This is a genomic window from Streptomyces sp. NPDC054796 (assembly GCF_053611545.1).
In genome coordinates, this window is sequence record NZ_JBSHAO010000011.1 from 57,358 (window position 1) to 72,997 (window position 15,640).

At 72.3% G+C, this 15,640-nt stretch carries 14 protein-coding genes and 1 pseudogene; 2 read left to right on the forward strand and 13 right to left on the reverse strand.

Going from position 1 to position 15,640, the window contains the following annotated elements; all coding sequences use genetic code 11:
• Positions 1-44 precede the first annotated feature (44 nt).
• Positions 45-1,139: an enoyl-CoA hydratase/isomerase family protein gene (locus ACWGJ2_RS11960; protein WP_453345913.1), complete on the forward strand. Its 1,095-nt coding sequence runs from the start codon at positions 45-47 to the stop codon at positions 1,137-1,139.
• A 60-nt stretch (positions 1,140-1,199) separates the two neighbouring features.
• Here ACWGJ2_RS11960 and ACWGJ2_RS11965 read toward each other — a convergent pair whose 3' ends face one another.
• From ACWGJ2_RS11965 to ACWGJ2_RS11985, 5 genes are all read right to left on the reverse strand, one after another.
• Positions 1,200-3,125 carry an ABC transporter ATP-binding protein gene (locus ACWGJ2_RS11965; RefSeq protein WP_453345914.1) on the reverse strand — a complete coding sequence of 642 codons (1,926 nt, stop codon included), beginning with the start codon at positions 3,123-3,125 and terminating at the stop codon, positions 1,200-1,202.
• The gene (locus tag ACWGJ2_RS11970) at positions 3,122-4,855 is read right to left on the reverse strand and encodes an ABC transporter ATP-binding protein (protein WP_453345915.1); all 1,734 of its coding nucleotides are present in this window, start codon (positions 4,853-4,855) and stop codon (positions 3,122-3,124) included. The genes ACWGJ2_RS11965 and ACWGJ2_RS11970 overlap by 4 nt, the downstream gene beginning before the upstream one ends.
• Positions 4,856-5,046: 191 nt before the next feature.
• On the reverse strand, positions 5,047-5,445 hold the full coding sequence (locus tag ACWGJ2_RS11975) for an Asp23/Gls24 family envelope stress response protein (protein ID WP_453345916.1): 399 nt from the start codon (positions 5,443-5,445) through the stop codon (positions 5,047-5,049).
• The gene (locus tag ACWGJ2_RS11980) at positions 5,445-6,215 is read right to left on the reverse strand and encodes a hypothetical protein (RefSeq protein WP_453345917.1); all 771 of its coding nucleotides are present in this window, start codon (positions 6,213-6,215) and stop codon (positions 5,445-5,447) included. Before ACWGJ2_RS11980 ends, ACWGJ2_RS11975 begins: the two co-directional genes overlap by 1 nt.
• The gene (locus ACWGJ2_RS11985; protein WP_453346031.1) at positions 6,206-6,799 is read right to left on the reverse strand and encodes an RNA polymerase sigma factor; all 594 of its coding nucleotides are present in this window, start codon (positions 6,797-6,799) and stop codon (positions 6,206-6,208) included. Before ACWGJ2_RS11985 ends, ACWGJ2_RS11980 begins: the two co-directional genes overlap by 10 nt.
• A gap of 374 nt (positions 6,800-7,173) precedes the next feature.
• Here ACWGJ2_RS11985 and ACWGJ2_RS11990 point away from each other — a divergent pair.
• Positions 7,174-7,860 (forward strand): annotated as a pseudogene (locus ACWGJ2_RS11990) (lysophospholipid acyltransferase family protein); the annotation flags it as partial.
• A gap of 271 nt (positions 7,861-8,131) precedes the next feature.
• Here ACWGJ2_RS11990 and ACWGJ2_RS11995 read toward each other — a convergent pair.
• From ACWGJ2_RS11995 to ACWGJ2_RS12030, 8 genes are all read right to left on the reverse strand, one after another.
• Positions 8,132-9,850 (reverse strand): alpha/beta hydrolase, encoded by a 1,719-nt coding sequence (locus tag ACWGJ2_RS11995; protein ID WP_453345918.1) that lies wholly within the window; start codon positions 9,848-9,850, stop codon positions 8,132-8,134.
• A 128-nt stretch (positions 9,851-9,978) separates the two neighbouring features.
• Positions 9,979-10,836 (reverse strand): urease accessory protein UreD, encoded by an 858-nt coding sequence (locus ACWGJ2_RS12000; protein ID WP_453345919.1) that lies wholly within the window; start codon positions 10,834-10,836, stop codon positions 9,979-9,981.
• Positions 10,833-11,531 (reverse strand): urease accessory protein UreG, encoded by a 699-nt coding sequence (gene ureG / locus ACWGJ2_RS12005; protein WP_453345920.1) that lies wholly within the window; start codon positions 11,529-11,531, stop codon positions 10,833-10,835. The genes ACWGJ2_RS12000 and ureG overlap by 4 nt, the downstream gene beginning before the upstream one ends.
• A gap of 122 nt (positions 11,532-11,653) precedes the next feature.
• Entirely contained in the window at positions 11,654-12,322 is a 669-nt protein-coding gene (locus ACWGJ2_RS12010; protein WP_453345921.1) for an urease accessory protein UreF, read from the reverse strand.
• 85 nt (positions 12,323-12,407) lie between these two features.
• Complete coding sequence (locus tag ACWGJ2_RS12015) at positions 12,408-14,129, reverse strand: urease subunit alpha (RefSeq protein ID WP_453345922.1); 1,722 nt, start codon at positions 14,127-14,129, stop codon at positions 12,408-12,410.
• Positions 14,122-14,433, reverse strand: coding sequence for an urease subunit beta (locus tag ACWGJ2_RS12020; protein ID WP_453345923.1), 312 nt, complete (start codon positions 14,431-14,433; stop codon positions 14,122-14,124). The genes ACWGJ2_RS12015 and ACWGJ2_RS12020 overlap by 8 nt, the downstream gene beginning before the upstream one ends.
• Positions 14,434-14,462: 29 nt before the next feature.
• Positions 14,463-14,765, reverse strand: a complete 303-nt coding sequence (locus ACWGJ2_RS12025) for an urease subunit gamma (RefSeq protein WP_453345924.1) — start codon at positions 14,763-14,765, stop codon at positions 14,463-14,465.
• 175 nt (positions 14,766-14,940) lie between these two features.
• Entirely contained in the window at positions 14,941-15,564 is a 624-nt protein-coding gene (locus tag ACWGJ2_RS12030; protein WP_453345925.1) for a TetR/AcrR family transcriptional regulator, read from the reverse strand.
• Positions 15,565-15,640: the final 76 nt, after the last annotated feature.

Genomic DNA, 15,640 nt, shown 5'->3' on the forward strand with positions numbered 1-15,640 from the left:
CACATGCGCCTGACCGTCAGCCGCCACCCGTCCGGGGCCGCCCGGTGAACCGCGAGACCCTCAGCGCTTCCGGTGTGCCCGCCGACGACGCGCCCGGCGCGCCCGTGCTGTGCCACAGGGACGGCCGCACGGGCCGCATCAGGCTCAACCGGCCCCGCGCCCTCAACGCCCTCGACCACACCATGGTGCGCCGTATCGACGCGGCGCTCACCGCGTGGGAGCGGGACGAGGACGTGTCGGCCGTCGTCCTCACCGGCGAGGGCGGGCGCGGGCTGTGCGCGGGCGGCGACATCCGCGGCATCCACGCGGACGTGAGCGGCGGCGGAGGTGAGGCGTCGGCCGCTTTCTGGCGCGACGAGTACCGGCTCAACGCGCGCATCGCCCACTACCCCAAGCCGTATGTCGCCGTCATGGACGGCATCGTCATGGGCGGCGGCGTGGGTGTGTCAGCGCACGGCGATGTGCGGGTGGTCACCGAGCGGTCGGCCGTCGCGATGCCCGAGACCGGGATCGGTTTCGTGCCCGACGTGGGCGGCACCTGGCTGCTCTCCCGCGCCCCCGGCGAGCTGGGCACCCATCTCGCCCTCACAGCGGGGCCCGTCGGCGCGGGCGACGCGCTGTTGTGCGGGCTCGCCGACCACTTCGTGCCCTCGGACCGGCTCGGAGCGTTCACCTCGGCGCTCGCCGAGGTGGATGTGACGGAGGCGCTGCGCCTGCACGCGGGGACGGCCCCGGCCGCCGGGCTGGCGGAACACCGCGAGTGGATCGACTCCTGCTACGCGGCCGACAGCGTCGAAGAGATCCTGCGGCGGCTGCGCGACCACGGCGCGACGGAGGCCAAGGAGGCGGCCGAGCGCGTCGAGTCCAAGTCGCCCACGGCGCTCAAGGTCACCCTGGCCGCGCTGCGCAGGGCCCGGGAGGCGGGGACGCTGGAGGAGGTGCTCGACCAGGAGTACCGCGTCTCGTGCGCCGCACTGCGCGACCCCGACTTCCTGGAGGGCGTCCGCGCCCAGGTCATCGACAAGGACCGGGCGCCGCGCTGGGCGCCCGCGCGGCTCGACGAGGTGAGCGAGGCGGAGGTGGAGCGCCACTTCGCCCCGCTCGGCGACGGCGAGCTGGGGCTCGCGCCCGTACGCTGACCGCGCCGGGCGGTCACGGTGGGGGGCGGGCCCCTTCGGGACCCGCCCCCCCGCGCCGTCTCAGTCGATCTCCGAGACCGCCTCGGCGAACTGCGCCTTGTAGAGCCGCGCGTAGGCGCCGCCCGCTTCCAGCAGCTCGGTGTGGGTGCCCTGTTCCACGATGGACCCGTTCTCCATCACCAGGATCACGTCGGCGTCGCGGATCGTGGACAGCCGGTGGGCGATGACGAAGCTGGTGCGGCCGTGCGCCAGCCGTGCCATCGCCCGCTGGATCAGCACCTCCGTACGGGTGTCGACGGAGCTGGTCGCCTCGTCGAGCACCAGGATCACGGGGTCGGCGAGGAAGGCACGCGCGATGGTGATGAGCTGCTTCTCGCCCGCGCTGACTCCGGTGCCCTCGTCGTCCAGCACCGTGTCGTAGCCGTCGGGCAGGGTGCGGATGAACCGGTCGGCGTGCGCCGTGCGCGCGGCCTCCTCGACCTGCTCGCGGGTGGCGTCCTGCTTGCCGTAGGCGATGTTCTCCGCGATCGTCCCGTGGAAGAGCCAGGTGTCCTGGAGCACCATCCCGATCCCGGAGCGCAGTTCCTCGCGGTTCATGGCCGCGACATCTGTGCCGTCCAGCAGGATGCGTCCGCCCCGCACCTCGTAGAACCGCAGCAGCAGGTTGACCAGCGTGGTCTTGCCCGCCCCCGTCGGGCCGACGATGGCCACCGTCTGGCCTGGCTCGACGGACAGCGACAGGTCCTCGATGAGCGGGCGTTCGGGGTCGTAGCGGAAGGAGACATGTTCCAGCGCGACGCGCCCGTCGAGCCGCTCCGGGCGTGCCGCCTCCTTCTCCGACGGCTCGGGCGACTGCTCCTCGGCGTCGAGCAGTTCGAAGACCCGCTCGGCCGAGGCCACCCCGGACTGCACGAGGTTGGCCATGGAGGCGACCTGGGTCAGCGGCTGGCTGAACTGGCGCGAATACTGCACGAACGCCTGCACGTCCCCGATCGACAGGGCCCCGGAGGCGACGCGGAGTCCGCCTACGACGGCGACGAGCACATAGTTGAGGTTGCCGACGAACATCATGGCGGGCTGCATGATCCCGCTGATGAACTGGGCCTTGAAGCCCGCCCGGTACAGCGCCTCGTTCTGCTCGCGGAACGCGGCGGCCGACTCCTTCTGGCGCCCGAAGACCTTCACCAGCGCGTGGCCCGTGTACATCTCCTCGATGTGCGCGTTCAGCTTCCCCGTGGACTTCCACTGCTGCACGAACTGGGGCTGCGCGCGCTTGCCGACGCGCGTGGCCACCAGGACCGACAGCGGCACCGTCAGCAGCGCCACGAGCGCCAGCAGCGGCGAGATCCACAGCATCATCACCAGCACGCCCACGATCGTCAGCGCCGAGTTGACGAGCTGGCCCATGGTCTGCTGGAGCGTCTGGCCGAGGTTGTCGATGTCGTTGGTGACCCGGCTCAGCACCTCGCCCCTGGTCTGCTTGTCGAAGTACGACAGCGGCAGCCGGGACAGCTTCTCCTCGACCTGCTCGCGCAGCCGGAAGACGGTGCCGTTGATGGCCCGTACGGACAGCCGGGTGGAGATCAGCATCAGCACGCCCGCCACCGCGAAGGCGGCGAGCGCGGTCAGCAGCACGGTGCCGACGGCCGTGAAGTCGATGCCCTTGCCCGGGGTGAAGTCCATCCCGGAGAGCATGTCGGCGACATCGCCCTCGCCCTTCGCGCGCATCCCCTCCAGCACCTGTTCGCGGCTCACGCCCCCGGGCATCGAGCGGCCGACGAAGCCCGAGAAGATCAGGTCCGTCGCGCGGCCGAGGATCTTCGGGCCGAGCACGCTCAGCCCGACGCTGGCCACCCCGGCCAGCAGCATCCCCCACAGCGCCGCGCGCTCGGGCCTGAACTGCCGCAGCAGCCGCTTGCCCGAGCCCTTGAAGTCCATCGAACGCTGGACGGGCCCGCCGCCCATCATGCGCGCCGGGCCACTCATGCCGCCTCCTGCTCGGTGAGCTGGGAGAGCACGATCTCCCGGTAGGTCTCGCTCGAAGCCATCAGTTCGTGGTGCCTGCCCTCGCCCGCCACCCGGCCCTCGTCCAGGACGAGGATGCGGTCCGCTTCACGTATCGTCGCCACCCGCTGGGCGACGATGAGGACGGTCGCCTCTGCGGTCTCCCTGGCCAGCGCGGCGCGCAGCGCGGCGTCCGTCGCGTAGTCGAGCGCGGAGAAGGAGTCGTCGAAGAGGTAGATCTCGGGCCGGTGCACCAGCACCCGCGCGATGGCCAGGCGCTGGCGCTGGCCGCCCGACACATTGCTGCCGCCCTGCGCGATCGGCGCGTCGAGTCCGCCCTCCATGCTCGCGACGAACTCGCGGGCCTGCGCCACCTCCAGCGCGTGCCACAGTTCCTCGTCCGTGGCGTCGGGCCGCCCGTAGCGCAGGTTCGACGCGACGGTCCCCGAGAACAGGTAAGGGCGCTGGGGCACCAGGCCCACCGTCCCGGCCAGCAGCTCGGGGTCCAGCGCGCGCACGTCCTCGCCGTCGACGAGCACGCTGCCCTCGGTGGCGTCGAACAGGCGCGGTACGAGCCCGAGCAGCGTCGACTTGCCGCTGCCCGTCGAACCGATCACCGCCGTCGTCTCGCCGGGGCGCGCCAGCAGGTCGATGCCCTGGAGGACGGGCGCTTCGGCGCCCGGGTAGCGGAACCCGGCGCCGCGCAGCTCCAGTTGGCCGTGCCTGCGCAGGGTGCGTACGGGTGCTGAGGGCGGGACCACGCTCGACGCGGTGCCCAGTACCTCCTCGATCCGCTCGGCGCAGACCTCGGCGCGGGGCATCATCATGAACATGAAGGTGGCCATCATCACGGACATGACGATCTGCATCAGATAGGCCAGGAACGCGGTCAGGGCGCCGATCTCCATGCCGCCGCTGTCGATGCGGTGCGCGCCGAACCAGACGACGGCGACGCCGGAGACGTTCACGACCGTCATGACCGTGGGGAACATCAGCGCCATCAGCCGGCCGGTGCGTATCTGGACGTCGGTCAGTGCGGTGTTGCCCTCGTGGAAGCGGCGCTGCTCGTAGTCGTCCTTGACGAAGGCGCGGATGACGCGGATGCCGGTGATCTGCTCGCGCAGCACGCGGTTCACCCCGTCGAGGCGCTCCTGCATGGTGCGGAACAGCGGGCGCATCCGGCGCACGATCATCATGACCGCCACCCCGAGCACCGGCACCACGGCCAGCAGCACGGAGGAGAGCGGCACGTCCTGGCCGAGGGCCATGAAGATGCCGCCGAAGCACATGATGGGCGCCGCGACCACGAGCGTGAACGCCATCAGGGTCAGCATCTGGACCTGCTGGACGTCGTTGGTCGTGCGGGTGATGAGGGAGGGGGCGCCGAAGTGCCCGACCTCGCGCGAGGAGAAGGACTGCACCCGGTCGAAGATGCCCGCGCGGATGTCCCTGCCGAGCGCCGCGGCGGTGCGGGCACCGTAGAAGACGGCGCCGATGTTGCAGACGACCTGGACGACGGAGACCGCGAGCATGAGGCCGCCGAAGCGGAGGATGTAGCCCGTGTCCCCGAGGACGACACCGTTGTCGATGATGTCGGCGTTGAGAGTGGGCAGATAGAGCATCGCCGACGTCTGGACGAGCTGGAGCAGGACGAGCAGAACGATGGGACGTTTGTACGGGATGAGATGAGAACGGAGCAGGCGTATCAGCACACCAATTACCTCAAAGAGGACGAGACCGGAGAAGAGCGGCCCCCATTTTCGGTGATGACCGCTCTCAGCACGCCCAACTCCGGGCAAAGAGCCCGGAGATCGCTGTTGGCTGAACCTCGTGGGGCGCTCAACCTTTTCGGTGTGTGGTGCGTCCGGGTGTCCTCCGAGGCGGGTGGGCTGGCGGGCGGGGCTCAGGCGGTGTCGGTGACAGTGACGCTGACCGCTGCCGCCGGGGCGGCGCCCGTATCCGTGCCCGTACCCGCCCTCGCCGTCTCGCGCACCGCCGCCTCCACGGCCGTGCGCACCGCGCGTGCCACGTCCACCGCGCGGTGGCCTCGGCGCACCGCGAGGTGCACCCGTACCCGCCAGCTTCCGTCGCCCTGCCGGTGCGCCTTGACGCCTGGCGCTCCGCGGTCGCCGAGGGCGCCGCGCGGGGCCAGGGTGCCCCGGCCGCCGCGCAGCAGCTCGGCGAAGCCGGGGCGCAGATAGGCCACGCCCGGAACCGCGTTCGCCGCACGCGCCGCGGCCTGCGCCACCTCAGCGTCGCCGCGCTCCCCTGAACCGGCGGCGGCCGGTACGTCGCCCGCCATCAGCGCTCGCCTCCCTCGCGCGTCGCGGCTCCGGGATCGGGGTCGGGATCGGGATCGGGATCGATGGGTGCGTCGTAGTCGTAGAGGTCCACGACGCGCACGTCCACCGCGCTGACGTCCATGCCCAGTTCCTCGTCCGCCGCGCCGAGGACGCGTGCGCGCACAGCCTCCGCCAGCTCGGGCACCGTCCAGGAGAAGGCGGCTGCGACCTCCAGCCTGACCCGTACCGGACCGCGCCGGGGACCGGCCTCCCCCGTCGCACCCTCCTCCGCCGGGGCCCAGGGCTCGACGCGGCAACTGCCCGCGCGGACGCCGGGCAGCGCCTCGGCGGCGCTCCGGAAGGTCCTGGCCGCGGCGGTCTCGATCATCCAGATGTCCTCCTCGTCCGTACCCAGCGGGAGGGTGCGCCCTGGGCGCAGCTCCGCGCGCACCATGTCCATCACCCGCGCGGTCACCGAGGCGGCGACGTCCGTGCCCCGCGCCTCCTCCTCCGCGTCCGCCGTCCGCAGCCTGCTCACATAGCCGTTCAGGAGCAGCAGCCGTTCGCGGGCAGCCTGGCAGTAGGGGCAGTCGCGCGGGTGCGGCGCCTCCGCCGGAGCGGAGGGGTCCGCCGCAGCCCCGCCGTCCCCGTCGTCCCCGCTCTCCTCTGCGTCCCACTCCGCCCAGACGCTGCTGAGGGGACGTCCACAGGCCAGCACCTCTTCGCTCCCGTCGCCCTCACCCCAGGGCCCCTCGTCGTCCGGCCCGCCCGGGTCCGCGTTCATCGCCATGCGCCCATCGCCTCCGTCAGATAGCGGCGTGCCCGGAAGATCCGGCCTCTCACGGACTGCGGGCTGACGCCGACGGCCTCCGCGATGTCCGCGTACGACAGTCCGTGCAGTTCCCTCAGCACCCAGCACGCGCGGGTCCGCGGGGTCAGCTCCCCCAGCGCACGGGACAGTTCCTCGACCGCGGCGGCGCCCTCGGCCGCCCGCGTGGGCGAGGACGCGTGGTCCGGGGCCACCGGTTCGGCGACCGCGTCCAGCGGGGCGCTGGGACGGTGCGAACGCAGCGCGCTGAGGCACTTGTTGGTGACGATCCGGTACATCCACGTCCGGAACGCGGCATCGCCACGGAACTCCGGCAGCCTGCGCCAGGCGTTCACGAACGCCTCCTGCACGGCGTCCTCCGCGTCCCCCTTGCCGCCCAGCAGACGGTGCGCCATCTGGACGAGCACCGGGGCATGGCGTCTGACGAGCACCTCGAACGCCTCCTCGTCCCCCTCACCCGCGCGCACGGCCAGCAGCGAGTCGTCGGCCTCGTCCAGCCGGGAGGGTGGCGGTGCCTCCCCGCGCGCCGGGGGCTGGTCCTCCACGGACACTCGGCGGCTCCCTTCCCGCTTTCCGCTTTCCGCTTCCTGTGCACTCGCCCTCGAACATGGGGGGGTGCACGCGCGGCCTCGGACTCATGTGCCGGCACGCGGCAACTTCTCATGGGATGGCAGGAAAAGGCGGCTGACACCCCGTATGCACCCCTATTGCCACGGTTGGCACCACGGTCGTGCCATGCCCCCGTCGGGTGTGAGAACGGTCGGCCGAGGAACACGGCTCGCGGGTACGGCGAAGGGCCGCCGCCGATCGTGAACGGTTACACGGGTCGGTGCTTGCACATACACTGCGTCCCCGGAGACGCCCAATGACCTGGTACGACGCGGCCCCGGAGCCGAGACAGTAGAGCGAGGAGCTCCCCGTGTTCTATTACCTGCTGAAGTACGTCGTCCTGGGACCGCTTCTGAGGCTGTGTTTCCGCCCCCGCATCGAAGGACTTGAGCACATCCCGGAGGAGGGCGCCGCCATCGTCGCCGGGAACCATCTGTCCTTCTCCGACCACTTCCTGATGCCCGCCATGCTCCGGCGCCGCATCACCTTCCTCGCGAAGTCCGAGTACTTCACGGGCCCTGGCATCAAGGGCAGGCTCACCGCCGCGTTCTTCCGCAGCATCGGCCAGATCCCCGTGGACCGCTCGGGGAAGGGCGCCGGGCAGGCGGCCATCAAGGAGGGGCTGGGCGTGCTGCGCAAGGACGAACTCCTCGGCATCTACCCGGAGGGCACCCGCTCGCACGACGGGCGGCTCTACAAGGGGCGGGTGGGCGTCGCGGCGATGGCGCTCAAGGCGGGGGTCCCCGTGATCCCCTGCGCCATGGTCGGCACCTTCGAACTCCAGCCGCCCGGGCGGCGGTTCCCGCGTCTCGGCCAGGTGACGATCCGGTTCGGGAAGCCGCTGGACTTCTCGCGCTACGACGGCATGGACGAGGAACGCGTGGCGCTGCGCGCGGTCACCGACGAGATCATGAGCGAGATCCTACGGCTGTCGGGCCAGGAGTACGTGGACCTGTACGCGCCCGACGCCAAGGCCCAGCAGGCGAAGGAACGCGAGCTGGAGAAGGAGCGCGAGAAGGAGCGGGACCGGGAGAAGGGCCTCGGCCGGGGTTGGGGGCGGCCGGGTCCTCGCTGGGCGTGCTGCCCGGCCGGCCCGCGGGTTTTCGGGTCTCGCCCCCCCGCGCGGGGGCCCCGGGGACCACCCCCGCGTGGGGGGCGGCGGGTTCCCCCGGCCCCCCCTCCGTCACGCCGACTCTTCTGTCACGCCGACGCGCCCTTCACACCGACGCGTCCATCGCACCGACGCGTCCGTCACACCGAATCCCGCGCTACGGGCGCGCGGCAACCCCTGGCAGCTCGGCGGCCTTCGCCGCCGCGGCCGTGCCCGCCTTCTTCGCGCTCGCCTTCTCCGGCTCGGGCGTGGCGTGCGGTGCGCAGGTCACGTCCTGCGCGTCGACGGTGCCCTTGAGGAGGTAGGCGTCGACCCGCTCGTTGATGCAGGCGTTCTCGACGTTGGTGATGCCGTGCGAGCCGGCGTCGCGCTCGGTGATCAGGCGCGAGCCCTTGAACCGCTTGTGCAGCTCGACCCCGCCCGCGTACGGCGTCGCCGCGTCACGCGTGGCCTGCGCGATGAGGACGGGCGGCAGCCCCTTGCCCGTGCCGACCTCTACCGGCGTCCGCTGCTTCTCGGGCCAGGTGGCACACGGCAGGTTCATCCACGCGTTGGACCAGGTGAGGAAGGGGTACTTCTCGTGCAGCCTGGAGTTGTCCCGGTCCCACTTGCGCCAACTGGTGGGCCACTTGGCGTCGGTGCACTCGACGGCCGTGTAGACGGCGTTGCCGTTCTCCGAGGACTTGTTGCCCTCGGTGTCTGACATGTCGGGGCCCGCCGCGTCGACGAGTGCCTGCTCGTCGCCCTTGAGGTAGGCGGACCACACGGAGGCGACCTCCGCCCACATCTGGTCGTAGTACGGCGCGTTCTGGAAGAAGCCGGTCAGCTCGGCCGGGCCGACGACGCCGCCGACGGGCTGCTTCTTGGCCGTCGCGCGCAGCTTCTCCCACTGCCGCTGGACCTTCGCGGGGGTGTCGCCGATGCCGTAGACGTCATCGTGCTGGGCGACCCACTTCGTCCAGTCCTGCCAGCGCGTCTCGAAGGCGACGTCCTGGTCGAGGTTGGCCTCGTACCAGATCTTCTCGCGGGAGGGGTTGACCACGCTGTCCACGACCATGCGGCGGACGTGGTCGGGGAAGAGGGTGCCGTAGACGGCGCCCAGGTAGGTGCCGTAGGAGACACCGAGGTAGTTGAGCTTCTTGTCGCCCAGTGCCGCGCGGATGACGTCCAGGTCGCGGGCCGTGTTCGGCGTCGTCATGTGCGGCAGCAGATCACCGCTGCGCTCGGCGCAGCCCTCCGCGTACTCGCGGGCCAGCTTGCGCTGCGCGCGCTTGTCGGCCTCGTCGTCGGGGACGGTGTCCATCTTCGGCGCCTTCACGAACTCCTGCGGGTCCATGCAGGAGATGGGGGCCGAGTGGCCGACGCCGCGCGGGTCGAAGCCGACGAAGTCGTACGCCTTGGCCGTCTTGGTCCACAGCGGGCTCTTGCTGGTTATTCGCGCGGGGAACCGCATGCCGGAACCGCCGGGTCCGCCCGGGTTGTAGACGAGGGAGCCCTGCCGCTCGTCCTTGCTGCCCGTGCTGCGGGCGCGGTCGACGGCGATGTCGATCGTCTTGCCGTCGGGCTTGGCGTAGTCGACCGGTACGGTGACGTAGCCGCACTGGATGGGCTTCGCCAGGCCCCAGTCGGCGGGGCAGTCCTTCCAGTCGACGCCCTTCTTCGCCGCGCGCGCGGCGGCCTTCGCGACGCCCTTGGCCTCGGCCGTGCCGCCGGCGTGCCGCGCCTGCTCCCGCGCGCTCGCGGCGCCCTCGGCCGCTGTCGTCGCGGCCGTCCCCGTCGTACCGGCGAAGGCCGACGGCGCGGCCACGGCGCCCGCGAGGAGCGCCCCGACCGCGAGGGTCCCGGCGACCCCGGCCGCTGCTTTCCGTCTGTTCACGGTGTGTCCCCCCTGGGGCTGACGCCGCTGGTGGCGGCGGTGAACGGCGATCACTGCGTGATCACATTGGCTGTTGGACGGATCCTTCCGCCTCAGGGGCAGCGCGGGACAGTGCGTACAGATGTTCTTTACCAAGAAGTGACGGTGCCCGCACTCTCCAGCAGCCGCCGCACCCGCAGCGCGTCCGGTGCGACGGCCGTCACCAGGACCGCGGGACCGGCCAGCGGGGTGACGGCGGCGCCGGGGCCCAGGACGCGGGCCTCGGGCGGGTCGTCCTCGAAGTCCGGGTCGACGACGAGGAGCTGGCCCACGGCCCGGTTGCCGCCGAGGACGGCCGCGCTGTCCCAGCCGGGGGTGCCGGGGCCGAAGGAGAGCTGCTGGTCGAGCAGCGCTCGGCCGTTCCGGTGAACGGTGAGGCGGGTGACGAGCCGTCCGGGCTCCTCGTTGCTGCGGCCCAGCACCTGCTCGTCGCGCAGCACGAGGCGCGCCGTGCGGGCGAGGTCGACGCGGAGGGTCTGGCGCAGGTCGCTCCCGGCAGCCGAGATCAGCGGCTCGGGCAGCCAGTGCGCGCACGCACCCTCGCCGACGCTCAGCCGGGTGTCGTACGTGGCCTGCTCGCCGCCCCTGCCGGGGAGCGCGATGGTGGCCGCGCTCCCGTCGAAGCGCAGCCGCGCCCCGTCCGCCACGCGGGCCTCGATGGCGAGCCGGTCGCCGCCGAGGGGCGCGCTCATGGCGCCGACGAGAGTGACGCGGGCCTCGGGCCCGGCCGCGCGGGTGCGGCGGGGCGCGAGGGGGCCCTCACCGCTGAGCAGCGGCAGGCGGGTGCCGCCGCGCCCGTCGGGCTCGGCGGTGATCCGCGCGGTGGCCCGCACACCGGCACCGGCGGCACCGGAAGCGGCGGCACCCGGTGCCGGGACCGGCCCGCCCGTCGGTCCGGTCCGGCGGCCGGGAGCCTGGGCCTGTGCCTCGGCCTGCGGGACGCTCATGCCGGGACGGGTGCCTGCGACCAGGCGGCGAGCCTCTCGCGTACCCAGTCGGCGACGGGCCCGACCCCGTTCTCCGAGGTCAGCGAGGTGAAGGCGACGGGCAGTTCGCCGCGCTGCGCCTTGGCGTCGCGGGCCATGCCCGCCAGGTCGGAGCCGACGTAGGGGGCGAGGTCGGTCTTGTTGACGACGAGGAGGTCGGCCGTGGAGACGCCGGGGCCGCCCTTGCGGGGGATGTCGTCGCCGCCCGCGACGTCGATGACGAAGATCTGCGCGTCGACGAGGCCCTTGGAGAAGGTGGCGGTCAGGTTGTCGCCGCCGGACTCGACGAGGATGAGGTCGAGGGGACCCGTGGCGTCCTCCAGGTCCTCGACCGCTTCGAGGTTGGCGGAGATGTCGTCGCGGATCGCGGTGTGCGGGCAGGCGCCGGTCTCGACCGCCGTGATGCGCTCGGGCGGCAGCACGGCCTCGCGCAGCAGGTATTCGGCGTCCTCGCGGGTGTAGATGTCGTTGGTGACGACCGCGAGGGAGTACCGCTCGCGCAGCGTGCGGCACAGCGCCGCGACGGTGGCGGTCTTGCCGGAGCCGACGGGCCCGCCCAGGCCGATGCGCAGCGCGCGGCGGCTGCCGTCGGCGCGGGTGGGCGCGGCGCTGTGGGTGTGCCGTTCGGGGAAGTCCGTGGTGTGGTCGAGGTGCATGGGGTCCTCCGGTGTGGTGCGGGTCGGGAGGGTCGGTTCGGTGAGCGGGGCGGAGCGGAACGGGGCGCGCCGGGCCGGGTGCCGCAGGGGCGGGACGGGGCGCGCCGGGCCGCCGCCCGCTCTCAGGACGCGAACAGGCGCATGTGCCAGGTCGCGTGGTCTTCTGCCGCGATGTCGAGCAGGGGCGCGGAGGCGGCGGGGAGGGTGTCCGCGTCGTCGGTGCGGGCCGTCGCCGCCGCCTGCCCGGCCACCTCGTCCAGCTCGGGCGCGAGCCGGGCCAGTACGCCCGTCGCGTCGAACGGGTCGAGGCTGAGGAGGCGCACGGCCGCCGTCGCGGGCCCCGAGACGCTCTCGTACGCGGCGGCGTACGCCGCGTCCAGGGGCCGCAGCCCCGCGGCCCGCGCGGCGAGGCCGAGCACGACGGGCTGGTGGGCGCCGCGTGGGCGCGCCGCCGCGAGCGCTTCCAGCTCGGGGCTGGGCCAGGCGGCGCGGGCAGCGCGCGTCATCTGGCGGCCGAGCTTGCGCGCGGTGGCGCGCAGCGCCGGGGAGGGCGTGCGTGCGTCGGCTGCCTCGTCGAGCGTCAGCGGGTCGAGCACGCCCGCGCAGGACGCGGCGGCGAGGGCCGCCGCGACGAGCCCCGAGGTGTGCAGCCGCCCCCGGCAGAAGGTGCCGAGGTCGGCGGCGCCGGTGATGCGGCCCGCCTTGACGGCGGCCTCCGCGCCGCCGGAGTGCGCGTGCCCCCCGGCGGGGAAGCGGCCGTCGGCGAGGACGAGCAGTGCGGCGGCGCTCACCGCTCGCCCCTTTCCGCCGCGCCGGGCACCCCCGTCGTCCCGGGCGTCCTCTTCCCGGGCGTTCTGTGAGCTGTCCAGTGACCCATCAGAAGAGGAAGTACCGCTGGGCCATGGGCAGTTCGGCGACCGGTGCCGGTGCCACGCTCTCGCCGTCGATGGTGACGGTGAAGGTGTCGGGGTCGACCTTGACGTCCGGGAGGGCGTCGTTCTCGCGCATGTCGGCCTTGGTCACCGGGCGGGTGTCGCGGATCGCGGCGAACCGCTTGCCGAGGCCGAGGCGCTCCGGCAGCCCGTCCTCCAGAGCCGTGCCGGTGACGAAGTTGAGGGAGTTCGCCTGCGGGGCGCTGCCGGTGGAGCCGAACATGGGGCGGGGCAGGATGGGCTGGGGGGTGGGGATGGAGGCGTTGGCGTCGCCCATCTGCGCCCAGGCGATCTGGCCGCCCTTGATGACGAGTTGGGGCTTCACCCCGAAGAACTTGGGGTCCCACAGCACGAGGTCGGCGAGCTTGCCCGCCTCGACGGAGCCCACCTCGTCGTCCATGCCCTGCGCCACGGCCGGGTTGATCGTGTACTTGGCGACGTAGCGCCGCGCCCTGAGGTTGTCGGCGCGGCCGTCCCCCGGGAGTGCGCCGCGGCGCCTCTTCATCGCGTGCGCGGTCTGCCAGGTGCGCATCACGACCTCGCCGATGCGGCCCATGGCCTGCGAGTCCGAGGAGATGATCGAGATGGCGCCCAGGTCGTGCAGGACGTCCTCGGCGGCGATGGTGGAGGGCCGGATGCGGGACTCGGCGAAGGCGAGGTCCTCGGGCACGGCGGGGTTGAGGTGGTGACAGACCATCAGCATGTCGAGGTGTTCCTCGATCGTGTTGACGGTGTGCGGCCTGGTCGGGTTGGTCGACGAGGGCAGCACGTGCGGCTGCGAGACGACCGTGATGATGTCCGGCGCGTGCCCGCCGCCCGCGCCCTCCGTGTGGTACGCGTGGATGCCGCGTCCCGCGATGGCGGCGAGGGTGTCCTCGACGAAGCCCGCCTCGTTGAGGGTGTCCGTGTGGATGGCGAGCTGCGCTCCGCTCTCCGCGCAGACACCGAGGCAGGCATCGATGACGGCCGGGGTCGCGCCCCAGTCCTCATGGATCTTGAACCCGACGGCGCCGCCCCGGAGCTGACTGTGCATCGCCTCGCGCGACATGGTGTTGCCCTTGCCGAGCAGCCCGATGTTGACGGGGTAGCCCTCCAGCGCGGCGAACATCCGCTCCAGGTGCCAGGGGCCAGGGGTGACCGTGGTCGCCTTGCTGCCCTCGGCCGGTCCCGTGCCACCGCCGACCAGCGTGGTGACGCCGGTGGCCAGGCCCTGCTCGACGGTCGTCGGGGAGATGAAGTGGACGTGCGCGTCGATGGCGCCGGCGGTGAGTATCTTGCCGTTGCCCGCGATGATCTCGGTCTCTGGGCCGATGACCAGATCGGGGTGCACCCCGTCCATGGTGTCCGGGTTACCGGCCTTGCCCAGCGCCGTGATGCGCCCGTCGCGCAGGCCGACGTCGGCCTTGACGATGCCCCAGTGGTCGAGGACGAGCGCGCCGGTGATCACCGTGTCGGGCGTGCCTTCGGCCCGTGTGGTGCGGGCCTGGCCCATGGACTCGCGGATGACCTTGCCGCCGCCGAACACGGCCTCGTCGCCCGCGTGTCCGGGGCCGCCGGACAGGTCGCGCTCGATCTCGACGACGAGGTCCGTGTCGGCGAGCCGTACGCGGTCCCCCGTGGTGGGGCCGAACAGGTCGGCGTAGGTGGGACGGGACAGCTCAGTCATCCAGGGCTCCTGCGATCTGGCCGCGGAGTCCGGCGACGACGCGCTTGCCGCGGAGGGGGACGAGGGCGACCTCGACCGGGATACCGGGCTCGAAGCGGACGGCGGTTCCTGCGGCCACGGCGAGCCGCTTGCCGCGGGCGGCGGCGCGGTCGAAGTCGAGGCCGGGGTTGGCCTCGGCGAAGTGGTAGTGGGAGCCGACCTGGACGGGCCGGTCGGCGGCGTTGAGAACGGTGAGCCTGGTGACGTCCGCGCCCTCGTTCAGGCGTACGGGCTCGTCGGCGTACAGGATCTCTCCGGGGATCATCGGGGGCACGCTCCAGTCACGAGTGCGGGTCAGGCGATGGGTTCGTGGACGGTGACCAGCTTGGTGCCGTCCGGGAAGGTGGCCTCGACCTGTACGTCGTGGATCATCTCGGGCACGCCCTCCATGACCTCGTCTCTGGTGAGCACGGTGCGCCCGGACTCCATCAGCTCGGCGACGCCGCGCCCGTCGCGGGCGCCCTCCAGCACGTGCGAGGTGATCAGCGCGACCGCCTCGGGGTGGTTGAGCCGTACGCCGCGCTCTCGGCGCTTGGCCGCCACGTCCGCGGCGACATGGATGAGCAGGCGCTCCTGCTCATGCGGAGTCAGATGCATGGTCTCCCACTTCACACTCGTCGCGTCGGCGCGGGACGCGCGGTCACCAACGGCGACGCACTCACGAAGTAGATGTATCACACATGAGTTTTCCGCGGGCCCGCCCGGTACTCCCCTGGGGCCCGCAGATTAGTTCGGCGGCGTTTCGGCGCGGTTCTGGGAGGTTTCCCCCCTGTTAACGCGCGCCCGGCACCGACATGCGCACCAGCGCGCGCAGCCCCTCCTGGAACTCGTCGGGCCGTACGCCACCGAAGAGCGCCTGCTGGACGAAGTAGCCCTGGACCGTCCCGATCAGCGCGCGGGAGAGTGCCTCGGCGTCGGCATCCGGGTCCACCCACCCGAGCCGCCGGTACTCCTCGACGACTTTCACCCACTCCCCGCGCAGCCCCTCGTACCCCTCCCTCAGCGTCTGCGCGAGCTGCGGACTGCGCAGGGTCTCGCCCCACACCTGCACCAGCAGTTGCGGCAGCTCACGGTCGCCGTCGCCCGGCTCCCCCATCACCTCCCGCAGGTGGCCCAGGACCGAGCCGAACAGCTCGTCAGGGGTGGGCGGCGGATCGGTGGCGGCGGCCGACGCGTAGGAGACCCGGATCATCTCCAGCACCTCGGCCGCGATGGCCGCGACGATCTCGTCCTTGCTGCGGAAGTACCGGTACACGGCCCCCGCCGACAGGTCCGCCTCCCGGAACACGTCCTGCATGGAGGTGGCGTGGAAGCCGTTGCGGGTGAAGCAGCGACGGGCGCCGTCGAGGATCTGACGGCGGCGCGCTTCGAGATGTTCCTGGGATACGCGGGCCATGGCCAGAGCGTAAAACGAACGTTCATTCTTGACAAGGAAGCACGACGGCGGGACCGTGGCCCCACGAAAAACGAAC

Coding starts and splice junctions, on each gene's coding strand:
- ACWGJ2_RS12030 (WP_453345925.1), bottom strand. CDS start 15,564: ATGGCCCGCGTATCCCAGGAACATCTCGAAGCGCGCCGCCGTCAGATC.
- ACWGJ2_RS11980 (WP_453345917.1), bottom strand. CDS start 6,215: ATGGCGATGAACGCGGACCCGGGCGGGCCGGACGACGAGGGGCCCTGG.
- ACWGJ2_RS12015 (WP_453345922.1), bottom strand. CDS start 14,129: ATGACTGAGCTGTCCCGTCCCACCTACGCCGACCTGTTCGGCCCCACC.
- ACWGJ2_RS12020 (WP_453345923.1), bottom strand. CDS start 14,433: ATGATCCCCGGAGAGATCCTGTACGCCGACGAGCCCGTACGCCTGAAC.
- ACWGJ2_RS12000 (WP_453345919.1), bottom strand. CDS start 10,836: ATGAGCGTCCCGCAGGCCGAGGCACAGGCCCAGGCTCCCGGCCGCCGG.
- ureG (WP_453345920.1), bottom strand. CDS start 11,531: ATGCACCTCGACCACACCACGGACTTCCCCGAACGGCACACCCACAGC.
- ACWGJ2_RS11975 (WP_453345916.1), bottom strand. CDS start 5,445: ATGGCGGGCGACGTACCGGCCGCCGCCGGTTCAGGGGAGCGCGGCGAC.
- ACWGJ2_RS11965 (WP_453345914.1), bottom strand. CDS start 3,125: ATGAGTGGCCCGGCGCGCATGATGGGCGGCGGGCCCGTCCAGCGTTCG.
- ACWGJ2_RS12025 (WP_453345924.1), bottom strand. CDS start 14,765: ATGCATCTGACTCCGCATGAGCAGGAGCGCCTGCTCATCCATGTCGCC.